Below are 14,815 nucleotides of genomic sequence, written 5' to 3' on the forward strand. Positions count from 1 at the left end.
TTGACAAAGAGCTAAAAAATAGCCCTTCGGATAAAATCCGAGGGGCTAGAAACGTTGTTAAATCAACGGCCGAACTTTTGAATTTCAAGGTTCGGGATAAAATAGTTCACTGAACTATTTTATTTTTTCAAGTTATCTTCCTATTATTAGATACTAATAAATAGGCCTAAGCCTACTCAATATCTAACTTGATTTTCTCAAAAACTATTAAATTCAAATAAGTTGAGATAACTTAAAGGGTAACAAAAAGGAACTTAAAATGATGAGTTCAGCAGGCAAGAAACTAGCACGGTCAAACGTGCTTTTTTTATTGCTGATAGGTTCATTATACCACGTAGTATATAAAAGGCAAAAAATAACTCATATCAAAGAGCACTTAGAATTTCTAAATGCTTTCTTTTTTTGTCATTTCGATTATTTCTTTTAAGCTTGGGTTTGTCTTCCAAATTCTAGTCCATGACCTCATTTTTACCAAACTCCCTAAATAGATGCCATTTATCTTTGGCATATTTGGAGAAAGTTTATATTTTTCTCTGATTTCATCTTTGTGATCCATTATGTACTGATTGCGAGGAAGGCAACAAAAGATACCCTCACCAAAATAACTCAAATCTTCATCAGATATTTCAATAAGTTCTTCGGGTTTTACATAAATCGCTCGATTAACTCTATCTTTTCCATCAGAAAAAGCCTTTTCTATAAAATCTTTATCAAATCCCATCTTCTAACACCTCCAAGCCATAAATTATCATTCCATTTTCATCTAAAGAAATCATCTATTTCATTTGGTTTATCAGCTACAAAAATCTTGTCATCCACTTCTGGTTTTGATTCCTTAACAACGTCCTCACCATCCACATACTTGCTATACCACTCTTTATAAGTCATATCAGCAGGTACTAGCTCGGTCTTCCCTGTTTCTGGATTTCTCTACTTCTATTCTTATCCATATTATATACCTTTTCTAACACTTTTCAACCACAAAAGCCCCCAGATTAGTTTCTAAGGGCTTTTAGTTTATCCGTGGTGATTTAGTTATACAGTCCAAAACAAAGCGAATAAGGGGCGAATATGAAGCCTCAGCCTACTTATATACTTCTAGCTCTCCGTTCTGGTGGATTCTCGCAAAGTTTAAGACGGCTATCTGTTTATATCGGTGGTAGCTAGTGGATTTTGCCCCAGCAATTTCTAAACATTCACTTACTGTTTTCTTTCTCATGTAGCAATAATGGATAATAAAATATTTTCTGGCTCGTTTGTTCTCTATACTGTTGATGTCTTGGGCGAATATTTCCAACCCCTCACGGATTGCCTTTTCATGCTCACCACTCAAATTCCACTGATCAGGTAAGACAAGTTCCCAAGCCTCTTCATCTATCGTAACTTGGTTTTCACTTCCTGCCATCCTCTGGAATCTCAGAAAGTAAGTCATCCGCTCTCTGACGTTCATCATCGTTTTCAAGTTATCCAGCTCCATTAGTTCGCTCCTTCATGATATAATAGTTATGCGAAACCATACCATGAGAGTCAGCCCTGTGCTGGCTTTTTTGCGTTTTCTCGGCGTTAAAGTCCATTCTCCATACCATTTGATAAGCAATTAAGGGATGTTTTTATCTCTCTTATTTCCTTGCTTATCTGCTTATCATTTGGTAAGCAACAAATCCAAAATAACAAACTTTTAAATTGCTCTTATCTCCTTACAGTTTTTCAGGGAGCAAAATCAAAATAAGCGATGTTATTTCCTGTCTTATTTCCTTACCGTTTGACAAGGAGAAAAACGAAAATAAGGGGCTTTTAAATTCGTCTTAACTCCCTATCGTTTTGTAAGCAATTAAGAAGGCTTATTGTCGTCCTTATCTGCTTGTCGTTTCTCAGGGAGTTAAGGAGGGTTATTATTTCTCTTATCTGCTTGATAAATGATAAGCTCTAATCATCCTCCAATAAAGCCAAATTGTCCCAGAATATCCGCAATCCTTTTGTATTTCTAATTTCTGAGATAGCTTTTTCTGCTTCTTCTTTTGTCGGATAGACTTCTATAATATCTTTGGGATTTTTTCCACCTATCCTATATCTTACCTCAAAATGTCCAGTATCAATCTGCGTCAAAAACACGGTATCAACTTCATCAACTACCGCTAACTTATTCAACTTATTTAAACGGTTTTTAATCGCCTTCATCTAGTATCTTAGCCTCTAATACTTCTAATTGCTCCACTACCTCAACCATTTCAACTGCCTTATAAGCCATGTTTAGAATGCTCTGGGCGCTTTGTTGTCTCGCATACGGGCTTACTGTCTTATCAAGCATGATTTCCCTTAATACATTGACTGCCTCAACGCTTGCATTCTGTAACAGCGTAGTAGACTCCTTGAGTTGTTCGCTACGTCTTTCACGGTAAATTCTCTTAAAGGTTGCATCGTTCAAGTAATTGTAAGCCGTCTTTCTGGTGATCTCACTTAATTCACTAGCTTTTTTTACATTCCCAGTCATGAGATAATTGGCCATAAATATCTCTTTTTTTCTGCTTAATTCTGTCAAATACTAGTCACCTCGCTTTATTGCTCTAATTCTGGAAACTCACTTATCCCAGTCATTTCCCTAAGTTCATCCATACGTTTTTGTGATTTCTTATAGTCTGATAGCTTAATATCTTTAAATGGTGTTTTAATAAAATCATCCATATCTATTTTTATTTCATCTTGCTGAAAAGCAAACCTTAAACAATCCACATATAAAGATATACATTCATCGGTTGTTGCATATTCCGTCTTCCCAGCATACTCTTCTAACTTTTCTAGTCTCGCTTTTAAACTTCTAACCATTCCCCTACCTCGTGTGTAATTCTGTCTGATTTATGTAAAAAAAGGGGATTGCTCCCCTCCACATCACAAACCTAACAAACCACGCTTTTCTTTGCCCAGTAGCTTATCATATAGGGCTTTATCTTTCTCAAATAGTTCATGTCTACGCTTGTAACCCATAGCCTTAAACTCTTCAAGGGTTACAGCTTCCTCTTCGTAAGATTTTGAAATACTTTCTACGTTCTTGGCAAGCCCCTGCAGTAAGTCAGCTTGTCTCTTCTCTTCTTCGATTTCTTGAAATAGTTGTTTATATTCATCTTTCATTATTGTTCTCCCTCAAAATAGTTAATACGATTCACAAAATACGCCAAATCATCACTCGGATCTAAATAGCGGTGTTGGTTTCCCATGTAACCAGCTACGCCACTGTAAATGTAAGGCTTACTTACTCCACTATATTCTGGGGATGTATTCAGGCGGTCAAATAACTCTTCAATACCTGTTTCTCTTACCTCATCCGCCAATCTCTTAGCAGTATTTTTGTAGTTTTCGTTATAATTTGCAATCAACTCCAGAAGCTCAATAGATTTCTGTTTGATTTCTTGACGTTGGCGTTTCACTGTTTCATCTTGCTCTAATGTTGTCTCTAAATAACCTTTTGCATTAATTTTTCTAGCGTCTGCCACGATTGAGTCAATTCGTTCTTTTTCGAGTTTTGTTCTTTGTGCTTTCATATCAGCAATATATTTTTCTTTTGCGTTAATAGATTGAAAATCTTCAAAAGTTTGTAACTCAGCTTTCTTGGATTTGATATCCTTAACTTCTTTTTCTGCTTTCTTGATTTCCTCATCAAAGCGATCAAAAATCTCTAATTGAGTCCGTACTTTGTCCATCTGGTTTTTAACTTCTTGCAATGTTGGCATTTCTTTTTCCTCCAATCTTTCCAAAAACAAAAGAGGCATAGCCAAAATAGATTACTCTACTTTATGCTATACCTCTGATTTTTTCAGTCAGTATTCTTTTTAAATATTGTTGTTTTAGATTCCACGCTGGAGACAAACTCACCGTCTTGTATTTTAAGCGTGATACTACCAAACCTTGGAACCTCTAACAGTTTTATTATACCATAACTTTTGAAATAAATAAAGCCTTCTTGTATTTCCATGTTTATCCTCTCATGCTATTTGTATAGAACCATCACACTGGTTAGTGTATCCATATCCTCACTATTCCCCACTGTTGCTTCTGAATATTTTACATCCACCACTTCAACGGTTGCCATAAAATCATTTACCTGGCTTTCAAAATCCTCTAGGCTTTGCTTGTATTTCTGATAAAATAGTTTAATTTTCATGTTGTTTTTCCTCTTTCTGTTTTCAGGGTGTCACTAGTAGTTACACCATTGCAAGGGGGTCGGTACTATCTACCCCATTTTGTTTTCCTTTGATTGCTGATTTAAACTCCCTTCCTCAAATCTACATATTCAACTCTAAACGTGACTTCTTTTGAAGTGCACTTTCCCAATCTTATATCTGTCAATCTTAAATCAGGATTTTCTCCCAGCCATTCATTTAGGCTATCTAATGCTATTGTCAACTCTTTTGCGGTTACGAAATTCATTTTTACTCCTTTATTGTTTCCTGTCCATATGTATTTTTTACCTGTGGCCAGACATGTGGCCAACATGTGGTCGCTATGGCCACTTTTACTGTTCAAGTTCTCCAAGTTCTTCAAAAATTGAAAAATCTACTCTTAATTCTCTCTTTTCTTCTTTTATAACAAAAGTATCAAAGCGTTTTTGGTTTTCAATCACATATCCGCTTAATCGTTCCCCATTAACTCTTTTACGATCTCTTTTAACACCTATTGTCCTAAGTGCATTTCCAGCTTTTGTAGTGTTTCTTCCATAAATTTTATCGTAAAGATAATCTATGGAGGGATTGTAAGATCTTGCTACAAAATCAGTTTCTTGTAATAGATTTATCAAAGATATCTGAAAATCATCAAGTTCTTCATCGCCATTATACACTTCAACATTTTTCCAGATGAACTTCTGTTCTTGCTCATTAAAATAATCAAGACTGGATAGCAAGAAACCAATACACCCTTCAATCCTTGGAGATTTATCTGGTAGTGTAAATGCCTCCCAATATTCGGCAAAGGCTTCTTCACGCTCCAAGTCAGTTTCTCCAGATGGTCTATCTTTATACTGGATCAATACCTTGCGCCCGTTCATTTCATCTGAAAGAGATACATTTCTATTGGTATCAATACACAAAACACTAGAAAGCATAACAAGACCTTGGTTTCCTCCTACCATTCTGGCTACGTGTGTTTTCTCGGTTGCAATTACTTTTAAAACACGCTCAATCTTATCTCCAATAATATCGCCTTGCTCAGTCGCTAAGGCCATTTCCCCACCCGAAAACATAGCCCAAGCATTCAAAGCGTCAAATCCTCGTGAAACCAAGTTATCCAGTTCAACATCGATTTTGTTAAACAGTCCAGATAAGGCAATATGTCTCAATCCTTTACCAGTTCTTATTCCAGACTTGGTTATAAAGAAATTGGTTTTGTTTTTCAATCCACTGGCAACTTGTGCTATGTAGTATGTCTGTAATTGGGCATTGTGGAAACTATCAGGATCATCAATAACGTAGTGTAAAAATTTATTGGCAATCTCTTTACTACTCTTAGCAGTTTCAAAATCAACTGGATAATACTTAAAAAATGAAATCTCGTTATTCAAAACACATCTGGTCAGAGTGTGTTTTTCCAAATCAATAATAAAATCATTACCAGCAATCTGAAATGGTTTTAGAACTCTGATTGGCTCAATATGGAAATGCTTATCAATTCCCTTTAAAATATCCAATACAAACTCTGTATCATGCTTAAATCCATAAAGACTAACCAGTCTTATATCGTCAATCTTATTTGCTTGTCGATTATTTACATCATAAAGTTGACCATTGTAGAATACATAACGCCCTAAAAGGTAATCAATCACCATCTTGGCAAAAGGTTGGAAACTGGATTCAAATTCCACTTTAATGATATCTTTATTATTCTTTTTCTTTTGCTTTATCTTAGCAGATACAAACTTTTCTTCCTTTCCATTTACATCCGTAGTATACATAATTTCGCTAGCGGAAATTATTATCTCTTCACCTTTATATTTCAGCTTGTTAAAACTGTCTAAGTGATAAATATGAGCCAACTGACGCTTGTAGTCTGCCTTTTTCTTAGAAAAACCAAAATCTGATTCAGTCCAGTTTAATCTTATGATCTCATTTAATTTGTCTCTAATATTCAAATACTACCTCCTTATAAAATATTCTTGCTACTTCTAAGAAATAGCTTGCTAGGTCTTTGCGTTTAACGATTGCAGAAAACAAATCCACCAGCTGATTAAAACTATAGCCATTCACAAATAGCAGTCGGACAAAGAGTGAAGTCTCATATCTGGTATAAATGCCATTACAAATCAGGTCAAAAATCCAGCCCTTTAACTCCACTCCAAGCCCCTGTCGTTGCTCGGTCAATTTGTTTACCTCTAAATCTTTCAGGATCGTCAGCAAGTCAGGGCTGGCCATAGCAATATCCAAATTTCTGATCAATCCCCAGCCCTCTACTGCCTCATTTTCGTCTTTAATAGACACATATAAGCCTTTGTATTGAAAACCCGTCAAAGCCTCATCTACAGGCTCATAATAGGTAAATTTGTAGTGTTCCCCATTCTTCCATACTTGAGTAGGATTTGACTTGAGAAAGCCAAATAGAGGCATTTTCTCAACGGATATAGTCAACTCTATTATTCTCATTACACCTCCTAATCTACTGCAAGAAAATTGTAAACATCACTCTTGCGGTAATAAACTTTCTTACTACTTTCAAATGGGGAACGTAGTGGCCGGAGACCTTCTTTTTCCCAATTATTTAAGGTAGTTCCACTAATACCAAGTTTTTTGAGTAAGTCAGGCCTAGAAATCAAGTCCCAGTTGTCATCACGTTGCTTTTCCAGTTCCATCCTTTTAGCTAAGTGATCTCCCACTTTCTCCAGTAATTCAAGTTCTGCTTCTCTTGATAATAGTTGCATATTACACCCCTTTCTAATTATGAATCTTACCAGCAAGCTGGATATATCGCCCATAGTAAGGGTTCAAATCCTCTCTAGGTGTTTCTATCGTCTGTTGGTTTTCTCGCTCAAATTGGGCGCTTTTTTTGCGGTCTCGGTGGTTTGATAAAGCAGTAAGCCAATCAGTACCACCATAGAGATTACCGCCTGTGTATTGGTCAAATCTAATTCATTCATGTCATGCCCTCGCTTTATAGTTCTTGATGTAGTCCACTTGGTCGCTTCGTCCCATCTTCAGGAAGTCTTCCACCTCTTCGGTGCTTACTTTTCTATCTACAAAATCAGCAATAAACTGGAAGAGGTTCGGATTTCTCTCCTTGATTTCAGCCATTTGTTTATCAAATTCTGCTTGTGTCATGTTGTCTAGGTCTAGTGTCATTGCATTGCCTCCAGCTCTTTAGCGTCGTCATTGTTCAAAAGCAAAAAGGCTATTTCATTTAGACGATCGTATAGCTTTTCATTCTGGGCGTATGCTGTATCAGTGTATTTTTTAGCAAGCCATAAGAACGTGGTCGTATCTTTCTGTAGTGCAAACTCAAGCCCTTCAAGAGCTAGGTTATTCATTTCTAAAACATTCATGATGTCGGTTAATTCGTTCCCTAATTCTGCTAGTTTCTTAGCCGATAATAGAACTTGTTGGCTTGATGTTGCTTTTTTTGTTGTCATGTTTTTTACCTCTTTTTCTATCTTTTTATAATTGCCACGATGGCTTTTTAATGCTTTTTTCCTGTCACATGCCTCACGCTCAGAGTCGCCAAATTGAAAGCGTGAGAAAGTACCAGTTTTAAGAGTTGGCGCTCTATGCTTTTCAAAACCTTTTCTAATTACTTGCCTGCCATTAGTTGTTATTGATTGAATGGTTGATTTTTGTTATAATTGAGATATAGAAAAAATATCTATACTCTTGATCCAGTCGCTTGCTACTGTCGCCAAACTTTCAGCAAGTGACTTTTTTTGTTGTCGTTTTTAATCTTCATGTCTAGGTTTTTTATAAATCAGTTGACGGCTTTCCACTAACTCAGCGATAAAAGCTAGGTTATTGGCCGTATTCTCTATCAAGTCGTCAAGTACCCCTTTATTTTCAGGTAATGCCATAGCTTCAGCCATGCTTACAGCATCATCTAGCCATGTTTTAAATTCTTTAAAGTTCATTTCTTTGCTCCTTTTTTGTTGTCAATCCCCAGTGGTAAAGCACCACATGAGAAATCTGTAAATGTAAAATAGTATTGCGATTGGGTCGCTCCTTTCTAATAGTCTTCTGCAAGCCACTGCATAGCTTTTTGATAAATGCTAGGCTTTACTTCGCCACCGTCTCGGATTTTGCGATAGGTAACTTGTGAAACCCCTATTTCTTCGCCTGCTTGCTTTGCAGTCAATTTCTTGTCTGCCTGCTTTCGGCGAATCGCTTTTGCTTGTGTTGAGGTAATAAGCAATGAAATTCCTCCTTTCTCTAGCTAACTATTTGTTAGCTTGATTGTAGTATAGCGTATTTTTTGTTATCTTTCAATGATTAAATAATAAAAAGTGAATTTTTTGTTAGCTTTTTGTTATTTTGTGATATAATTGAAATTGAGGTAATATACATGAACAGACTAAAAGAATTGAGACAAAAAAAAGGCGACACACAGGAGGTCGTTGCTAAAGCTATGGGCGTGACCCGTAGAGGGTACCAAAAATGGGAAAACGAAGAAAGCCAAATCAAACCAGAAAAAGCCCAGCAACTAGCTGACTACTTCGGAGTAAGCGTTGGGTCTCTGTTGGGGTATGATGAAGTTCCAAAAAACTTAATAGAAGAATTAGAATTACAGCTAGATCATGTTTTAACTCCAACTGAAAAAGAAGATTTAGAAAATAATCCAGAATTAAGAAATCACTATTTATCTATCGTTCGGAACAGACTTCTATATAATCAAAGAAAAGAGGTTGAAAAAACTGCGCAAGCATTTGACAAAGATTTTATCCGACTACTAAAAGAGTATTCTATCTATCTTTCAGATAATCAAATTGAGCAAATCAAAGATCTTATGAAAACAATGTCAAATATAAATAATAGATATTTGATGGTTGCAATGGGAGCAGGCTATCAAAGTGAAATGGAAATTGCTAAGACTTATGACTTCAAACAATTATTTGAATATAGCTCAACATGGAAAGACAATTATTCTTCAATTGAAAAAGAATCAGATGACTAATATCATTTGAGAACTAAAAAGGAAAATACCCATGAAAAAACTACTAAGCACATCAGCAATCCTGTTTACTACTACTCTTCTAGTAGCTTGCTCTAACAATCAATCTGCTACCAAAGATAGCTCGGAGCAACCAAAAATGGAGCAAACTAAAGCAAATGACAAACCTGCTTCTAAAAAGGCTACTAGCTTAGACGATTTTAAAAAAGCGATAGAAAGTAATGGCTTCACAATCAAAGAGGAAATCTCAAAAGAAGCTAGTCTTATTCAAGCCGAATCAGGGAAAGGTTTCATCTTAGAAGATGATACTGCTGTAGAGGTTTACGAATATTACGATAAAAACCCAATGTTTGAAGAAGCTAAGAAAGAAAAAGAGTTGATTGGACACCCTGCTTATATCTACGGGAATTATGTTGTTTTAGTGCTTAATGCTACAGACTCAAAAGATAAGATTTTAGATAGTTTCAAAGGATTTGAATAAACAAAAAAATCCCCACGCTCTCAAAGTTTGGCCAGTCTGAGCGTGTATAGAGGGAAATAAAAAAGAAAGTAGATAATTACAATGGAATTAAAAGAAATTATAGAAAATATAAAAAAAGAAATCCCTGTTTTAGATTCTTCTAGTGATTATTGGCTAGTGCGTGCTAACTCTGGAGAATATTATACGGATTTTAATCTAAATGGCTATATAGGTATTGGATGGAATGAGATTACCCTTGAAGATATTAGACGAGCAGATAATAATTCCAATGTATTAAAAGAAATTTTAAAAGAAAAACTAACATTTCAAGATGACTTAGAACCATCTGAAAACAAATATGGTATCACTGCAGGCCAACTGCTTCGCTTTGTAAATAACATTAAGAAAAACGATATAGTTGTTGTCCCATCTGAAGGATCTGAACGATTTTTAGTCGGTAAAGTTATTGGACCACTTTACGAACTCGATCAATATGAGCTTGAACAATACAAAAGTGAAGAGTTGACGCATAGTCGATCTGACTTTGCAAAAAGGTGGAAAGTCCATTGGTTAGGATGGTTTAATCGTTCCGATGCAGACAGCGCATTGTATAAAATGATTTATTCTCATGCAACACTATCAAATATAAATGATTATAAACCGTTCATTAACCGCGCACTTTTCCCTTGCTATATTGAAGACGAAAAACTATATATTAGCTACCATGTAACAGAAGAAAAAGATATTCAAGGGGTTTATTTGGGTCAATTTGTTTATCAATATTCTCTATTAACAAGGTTGCTTTTCCCTGAAACACGAGTAGATTCAAAAATAAATGTACAGTCCGAGGGTATTATAGAACTTATTACGCATACTGTAAACTATGGACTTATAATTTCAATGATACTTGGTGGAGCAATTGTTCTGACAAGTGGGGGGAAACTAAAGGTTATGGGATTAGAACTTGAAGTCCCAGGATTAATAAATACGTATCAAGACTATCAAAAAAACAAACTCGACCGGATTAAGCAAGCAAAAGAACTAGCTGATGAACTCGGTGTACCAATATCTGAATTAGGAATTCGTATTCCGAGAAAACTAACAGCTGCTATAGAAAACAAATCAGTTGTACAACAGACTACTAGTAATCCACCAGGTAAGTTTGAGGAATAAAAAAGTCTAACATCAGTTAGACTCGAAAGAAATAAATTTTTTTAATAAAAATGTGACAAGTGTAGTTATCGCTATTGAAAGATAGCTATTTGTGATGTAAATCGTAGTTATTGAGAAAAAAATCTTGAAAATTAAGAGAAATATAAATGTCGATACAATAAAATTTTTTAACTCTTTTTTTAACATATTTTTTTCTCCTCTCTCTTTTTAAATAATTATAACATAAACAAGTAAAAACAACTGTTTCCAAAATGAAATAGTTGACAATAATAAAAATAAATTTAACAAAAAACTTGACAAAAAGTTAAAAAAGCAGTACACTGATAATGTCAAAAGCCTTGTTCGTCAAGGATACGATATTTACTTATAAAGCCTTGTTCGTCAAGGACAAAACGGTCTGGTGTACTTCTAAGAGGTACACCTTATTTTATTATCTGGAGCATTATATGAAATTTCAACAAGGCGAAGTTTATCTAATCAACTTCCCACAAAAAGGTGGGAATGAATTTTACGGAAAACACTACGCTATCATCTTAACAATTCCTGACAAAGCTGATGGAACACTCCTAGTAGCACCTTTAACTGGTAAAAAATCAGGAAAGAAATATCGTGGTGGTATCACGATTGAAAATAGTAAATATCAAAACACTCCTTCCAAGCCAAAAGCCTATGCTTATGTCCGAAAAATCCAAGAAATAGACAAACGGAAAATCGTCTATAAAACAAAGAAAAAGACTGATAGTGATGGACAAGTAATGCTAGATGCAGCGGGAAAAGAGTTATATGATAAAGTTTATAGACCAGCTTACAAGCTAGATACAAACGACCATAAAAAACTATTAGACAAGATAAAAGAAGTTCTTGGACTAGATTTATATTAAATAAAAAATTGACTTTTTTTAAAATTAGGGTTAGAATTAAATCATAAAGTCGCTTGACGACAAAATAGATGATACTGTCCCAAGAGGACATCTCTAGCCCTGCTCTTATGAGTTGGGCTTTTAGTTTATTAAAAATCCCTGGAACCTCATCCCTAATATTTTTCTTTTAGGGTAGCCGAAAAGTCCGATTATAGCAACAAAGGCGCGTGGATTCTCGGGCTTCGCTCAAGCTTCAAGCCTATATAAGCCCCATTTCCGCATTTTTTTATGCTCTGGCATTATTTATCGTCTGACTGCTTAAAATCGAAAATAAGGGGTTTCTCGTAGCCCCTCGCATGGTATAAACTCAAAATCTTTTCTAATTGCTTGCCTGCTGATGGAAAAGGAGTAAACCATGAATATTACAGAATACAAAAAGAAAAACGGATTTATCGTATATCGAGCAAGCGTGTATCTTGGAGTTGATAAACTTACAGGGAAAAAGGCTAGAACTACTGTTACGGCCAACACTAAAAAGGGGATTAAAATCAAAGCAAGAGAGGCTGTCAATGCTTTTGCTTCAAACGGCTATACAGTTAAAGATAAACCAACAATCACAACATACGAAGAATTGGTAAAAGTTTGGTGGGATAGTTACAAGAATACAGTTAAGCCCAATACTCGTCAATCTATGGATGGATTGGTTAGAGTGCATTTATTGCCTGTATTTAGCGATTACAAGCTAGATAAGCTGACCACGCCTATTCTTCAACAGCAAGTAAATAAATGGGCTGACAAGGCCAATAAAGGCGAAAAAGGGGCGTTTGCTAACTACTCCTTACTCCATAACATGAATAAGCGTATTTTGAAGTATGGCGTAGCTATCCAGGTAATACAATACAATCCAGCTAACGATGTCATCGTTCCACGCAAACAGCAAAAAGAAAAGTCTACTGTAAAATACTTAGACAACAAAGAATTAAAACAGTTTCTGAATTATTTAGATACTCTGGATCAATCAAATTATGAAAACCTATTTGATGTTGTCCTGTATAAAACTTTATTGGCAACTGGTTGCCGTATCGGTGAAGCCTTAGCCCTTGAGTGGTCTGATATTGATCTAGAAAGCGGTGTTATCAGTATCACTAAAACACTAAACCGCTATCAAGAAATAAATTCGCCTAAATCAAGCGCTGGTTATCGTGATATACCAATAGACAAAGCCACCCTGCTTTTACTTAAACAGTACAAGAATCGTCAACAAATTCAGTCTTGGAAATTAGGCCGAACTGAAACAGTTGTATTCTCAGTTTTTACAGAAAAATATGCTTATGCTTGCAACCTACGCAAACGTCTAAATAAGCATTTTGAGAACGCTGGTGTAACGAATGTATCATTCCACGGTTTCCGCCATACACATACCACTATGATGTTGTACGCTCAGACTAGCCCTAAAGATGTCCAATATAGATTGGGACACTCTAACTTATTAGTGACTGAAAATGTTTACTGGCATACAAACCAAGAGAATGCAAAAAAAGCTGTCTCAAATTATGAAACAGCCATCAATAATTTATAAAGGGTGTCACGTTTAGTGACTACCCTCTTACTATACCTAAAATCAGTTAAGGGTAACTAAAAGGGTAGTAAAATTAGAAAAAGCACTAAGGGAAAGCGCCCCAAAGTGCTTAGTTTAAAGGCTTGACGCCCTCTAATCTAGAAATTAGATTATTTTTTAAGGTTGTAGAATGATTTCAATCCACGGTATTCTGCTACTTCACCAAGTTGGTCTTCGATGCGAAGCAATTGGTTGTATTTAGCGATACGGTCTGTACGTGAAAGTGAACCAGTCTTGATTTGTCCTGCGTTAGTTGCAACTGCGATGTCAGCGATTGTTGAATCTTCAGTTTCACCTGAACGGTGTGATACAACGGCAGTGTAACCAGCTTCTTTAGCCATTTCGATAGCTTCAAAAGTTTCAGTAAGAGTACCGATTTGGTTAACTTTGATAAGGATTGAGTTAGCAGCACCTTCTTGGATACCACGTGCAAGGTAGTCAGTGTTTGTTACGAAGAAGTCGTCACCAACAAGTTGTACTTTCTTACCAAGACGTTCAGTAAGAGCTTTCCAACCATCCCAGTCGTTTTCATCCATACCATCTTCGATAGTGATGATTGGGTATTTGTTAACCAATTCTTCAAGGTAGTCGATTTGTTCTGCAGATGTACGAACAGCAGCGCCTTCACCTTCAAATTTAGTATAGTCGTAAACTTTACGTTCTTTATCGTAGAATTCTGATGAAGCACAGTCAAATCCGATAAATACGTCTTTACCTGGAACATATCCAGCAGCTTCGATCGCAGCAAGGATAGTTTCAACACCGTCTTCAGTTCCTTCGAAACGAGGAGCGAATCCACCTTCGTCACCTACGGCAGTTTCCAAACCACGTGATTTAAGGATTTTCTTAAGAGCGTGGAAGATTTCAGCACCGTAACGAAGAGCTTCTTTAAATGTTGGCGCACCAACTGGCAAGATCATGAACTCTTGGAAAGCGATTGGAGCGTCAGAGTGAGAACCACCGTTGATGATGTTCATCATTGGAGTTGGAAGAACTTTAGTGTTAAATCCACCAAGGTAGCTGTAAAGTGGGATTTCAAGGTAGTCAGCAGCAGCACGAGCTACAGCGATAGACACACCAAGGATTGCGTTAGCACCCAATTTACCTTTGTTAGGAGTACCGTCAAGAGCGATCATAGCACGGTCGATAGCTTGTTGATCACGTACATCGTAGCCGATGATAGCTTCAGCAATGATGTTGTTTACGTTGTCAACAGCTTTTTGTGTACCAAGACCACCGTAACGAGATTTGTCACCGTCGCGAAGTTCAACTGCTTCGTGTTCACCAGTAGAAGCTCCTGATGGAACCATACCACGTCCGAAAGCACCTGATTCAGTGTAAACTTCTACTTCAAGTGTTGGGTTACCGCGTGAGTCTAGGACTTCGCGAGCGTAAACATCAGTAATAATTGACATTTTTTACTCTCCTTATGAGTTAAATTTTTTACACCTCTATAATACCTTAAAAACCCTCCTTTTTCAAGAAAAAACGTTATCTTTGTGCAAATTTTCCTTAACTTTATAAAGTAATCGCTTTCTTTTGTCTGTTTTATTCTAACTTTTATGATATACTGTT

General features: G+C 36.1%; 24 protein-coding genes and 1 pseudogene. 5 read left to right on the top strand and 20 right to left on the bottom strand.

The genetic code is table 11. The annotated features are described in order from the left end of the window. Positions 1–385: 385 nt before the first annotated feature. The 19 genes and pseudogenes from HT724_RS08045 to HT724_RS08130 form a co-directional block, all read right to left on the bottom strand. Entirely contained in the window at positions 386–721 is a 336-nt protein-coding gene (locus tag HT724_RS08045) for a hypothetical protein (protein ID WP_119942696.1), read from the bottom strand. Positions 722–759: 38 nt separating this feature from the next. Next, positions 760–888: a hypothetical protein gene (locus HT724_RS10415; RefSeq protein ID WP_259391131.1), complete on the bottom strand. Its 129-nt coding sequence runs from the start codon at positions 886–888 to the stop codon at positions 760–762. 196 nt (positions 889–1,084) lie between these two features. Next, entirely contained in the window at positions 1,085–1,477 is a 393-nt protein-coding gene (locus HT724_RS08050; RefSeq protein ID WP_173276857.1) for a transcriptional regulator, read from the bottom strand. A 449-nt stretch (positions 1,478–1,926) separates the two neighbouring features. Continuing rightward, positions 1,927–2,178: a hypothetical protein gene (locus tag HT724_RS08055; protein WP_119942690.1), complete on the bottom strand. Its 252-nt coding sequence runs from the start codon at positions 2,176–2,178 to the stop codon at positions 1,927–1,929. After that, positions 2,165–2,506 carry a replication protein gene (locus tag HT724_RS08060; RefSeq protein WP_119942688.1) on the bottom strand — a complete coding sequence of 114 codons (342 nt, stop codon included), beginning with the start codon at positions 2,504–2,506 and terminating at the stop codon, positions 2,165–2,167. Before HT724_RS08060 ends, HT724_RS08055 begins: the two co-directional genes overlap by 14 nt. A 50-nt stretch (positions 2,507–2,556) precedes the next feature. After that, complete coding sequence (locus HT724_RS08065; protein ID WP_119942686.1) at positions 2,557–2,823, bottom strand: hypothetical protein; 267 nt, start codon at positions 2,821–2,823, stop codon at positions 2,557–2,559. Positions 2,824–2,886: 63 nt separating this feature from the next. Further along, the gene (locus tag HT724_RS08070; protein WP_084953903.1) at positions 2,887–3,126 is read right to left on the bottom strand and encodes a hypothetical protein; all 240 of its coding nucleotides are present in this window, start codon (positions 3,124–3,126) and stop codon (positions 2,887–2,889) included. Next, positions 3,126–3,725, bottom strand: a complete 600-nt coding sequence (locus HT724_RS08075) for a hypothetical protein (RefSeq protein WP_240156736.1) — start codon at positions 3,723–3,725, stop codon at positions 3,126–3,128. Before HT724_RS08075 ends, HT724_RS08070 begins: the two co-directional genes overlap by 1 nt. A gap of 83 nt (positions 3,726–3,808) precedes the next feature. Next, on the bottom strand, positions 3,809–3,967 hold the full coding sequence (locus tag HT724_RS08080) for a DUF2292 domain-containing protein (RefSeq protein WP_173276855.1): 159 nt from the start codon (positions 3,965–3,967) through the stop codon (positions 3,809–3,811). Positions 3,968–3,982: 15 nt separating this feature from the next. Beyond that, a complete protein-coding gene (locus HT724_RS08085; RefSeq protein WP_173276854.1) occupies positions 3,983–4,156 on the bottom strand; it encodes a sporulation protein Cse60 in 174 nt (57 codons plus the stop codon). A gap of 101 nt (positions 4,157–4,257) precedes the next feature. Next, positions 4,258–4,488, bottom strand: coding sequence for a hypothetical protein (locus HT724_RS08090; RefSeq protein ID WP_173276853.1), 231 nt, complete (start codon positions 4,486–4,488; stop codon positions 4,258–4,260). 19 nt (positions 4,489–4,507) lie between these two features. After that, the gene (locus HT724_RS08095; RefSeq protein ID WP_070527658.1) at positions 4,508–6,118 is read right to left on the bottom strand and encodes a phage resistance protein; all 1,611 of its coding nucleotides are present in this window, start codon (positions 6,116–6,118) and stop codon (positions 4,508–4,510) included. Then, positions 6,108–6,626 carry a hypothetical protein gene (locus tag HT724_RS08100; RefSeq protein WP_173276852.1) on the bottom strand — a complete coding sequence of 173 codons (519 nt, stop codon included), beginning with the start codon at positions 6,624–6,626 and terminating at the stop codon, positions 6,108–6,110. The genes HT724_RS08095 and HT724_RS08100 overlap by 11 nt, the downstream gene beginning before the upstream one ends. Positions 6,627–6,634: 8 nt before the next feature. Beyond that, positions 6,635–6,901, bottom strand: coding sequence for a hypothetical protein (locus HT724_RS08105; RefSeq protein ID WP_065427241.1), 267 nt, complete (start codon positions 6,899–6,901; stop codon positions 6,635–6,637). Positions 6,902–6,914: 13 nt separating this feature from the next. Next, positions 6,915–7,117 (bottom strand): annotated as a pseudogene (locus HT724_RS08110) (hypothetical protein). Position 7,118: 1 nt separating this feature from the next. After that, on the bottom strand, positions 7,119–7,319 hold the full coding sequence (locus tag HT724_RS08115) for a hypothetical protein (RefSeq protein WP_173276851.1): 201 nt from the start codon (positions 7,317–7,319) through the stop codon (positions 7,119–7,121). Further along, positions 7,316–7,606 (bottom strand): hypothetical protein, encoded by a 291-nt coding sequence (locus HT724_RS08120; protein WP_070527669.1) that lies wholly within the window; start codon positions 7,604–7,606, stop codon positions 7,316–7,318. The genes HT724_RS08115 and HT724_RS08120 overlap by 4 nt, the downstream gene beginning before the upstream one ends. 300 nt (positions 7,607–7,906) lie before the next feature. Continuing rightward, positions 7,907–8,092 carry a hypothetical protein gene (locus HT724_RS08125; RefSeq protein ID WP_070527671.1) on the bottom strand — a complete coding sequence of 62 codons (186 nt, stop codon included), beginning with the start codon at positions 8,090–8,092 and terminating at the stop codon, positions 7,907–7,909. 95 nt (positions 8,093–8,187) lie between these two features. After that, the gene (locus HT724_RS08130; protein WP_042900417.1) at positions 8,188–8,373 is read right to left on the bottom strand and encodes a hypothetical protein; all 186 of its coding nucleotides are present in this window, start codon (positions 8,371–8,373) and stop codon (positions 8,188–8,190) included. Positions 8,374–8,523: 150 nt separating this feature from the next. Here HT724_RS08130 and HT724_RS08135 point away from each other — a divergent pair, with 150 nt between their 5' ends. From HT724_RS08135 to HT724_RS08155, 5 genes are all read left to right on the top strand, one after another. Beyond that, on the top strand, positions 8,524–9,132 hold the full coding sequence (locus tag HT724_RS08135; protein WP_173276850.1) for a helix-turn-helix transcriptional regulator: 609 nt from the start codon (positions 8,524–8,526) through the stop codon (positions 9,130–9,132). A 31-nt stretch (positions 9,133–9,163) separates the two neighbouring features. Continuing rightward, positions 9,164–9,610 (top strand): hypothetical protein, encoded by a 447-nt coding sequence (locus HT724_RS08140; protein ID WP_173276849.1) that lies wholly within the window; start codon positions 9,164–9,166, stop codon positions 9,608–9,610. A gap of 81 nt (positions 9,611–9,691) precedes the next feature. Continuing rightward, on the top strand, positions 9,692–10,762 hold the full coding sequence (locus HT724_RS08145; protein ID WP_173276848.1) for a hypothetical protein: 1,071 nt from the start codon (positions 9,692–9,694) through the stop codon (positions 10,760–10,762). A 446-nt stretch (positions 10,763–11,208) separates the two neighbouring features. Then, entirely contained in the window at positions 11,209–11,643 is a 435-nt protein-coding gene (locus tag HT724_RS08150; RefSeq protein WP_045606907.1) for a type II toxin-antitoxin system PemK/MazF family toxin, read from the top strand. Positions 11,644–12,037: 394 nt separating this feature from the next. After that, the gene (locus tag HT724_RS08155) at positions 12,038–13,201 is read left to right on the top strand and encodes a site-specific integrase (protein ID WP_173276847.1); all 1,164 of its coding nucleotides are present in this window, start codon (positions 12,038–12,040) and stop codon (positions 13,199–13,201) included. A gap of 149 nt (positions 13,202–13,350) precedes the next feature. Here the strand turns inward: HT724_RS08155 and eno are convergent, their stop codons facing one another. Then, positions 13,351–14,655 carry a surface-displayed alpha-enolase gene (gene eno, locus HT724_RS08160; RefSeq protein ID WP_000022813.1) on the bottom strand — a complete coding sequence of 435 codons (1,305 nt, stop codon included), beginning with the start codon at positions 14,653–14,655 and terminating at the stop codon, positions 13,351–13,353. Between the last annotated feature and the right edge of the window lie 160 nt (positions 14,656–14,815).

This window comes from Streptococcus sp. k-402, assembly GCF_013277515.1.
Taxonomy (GTDB): Bacteria; Bacillota; Bacilli; order Lactobacillales; family Streptococcaceae; genus Streptococcus.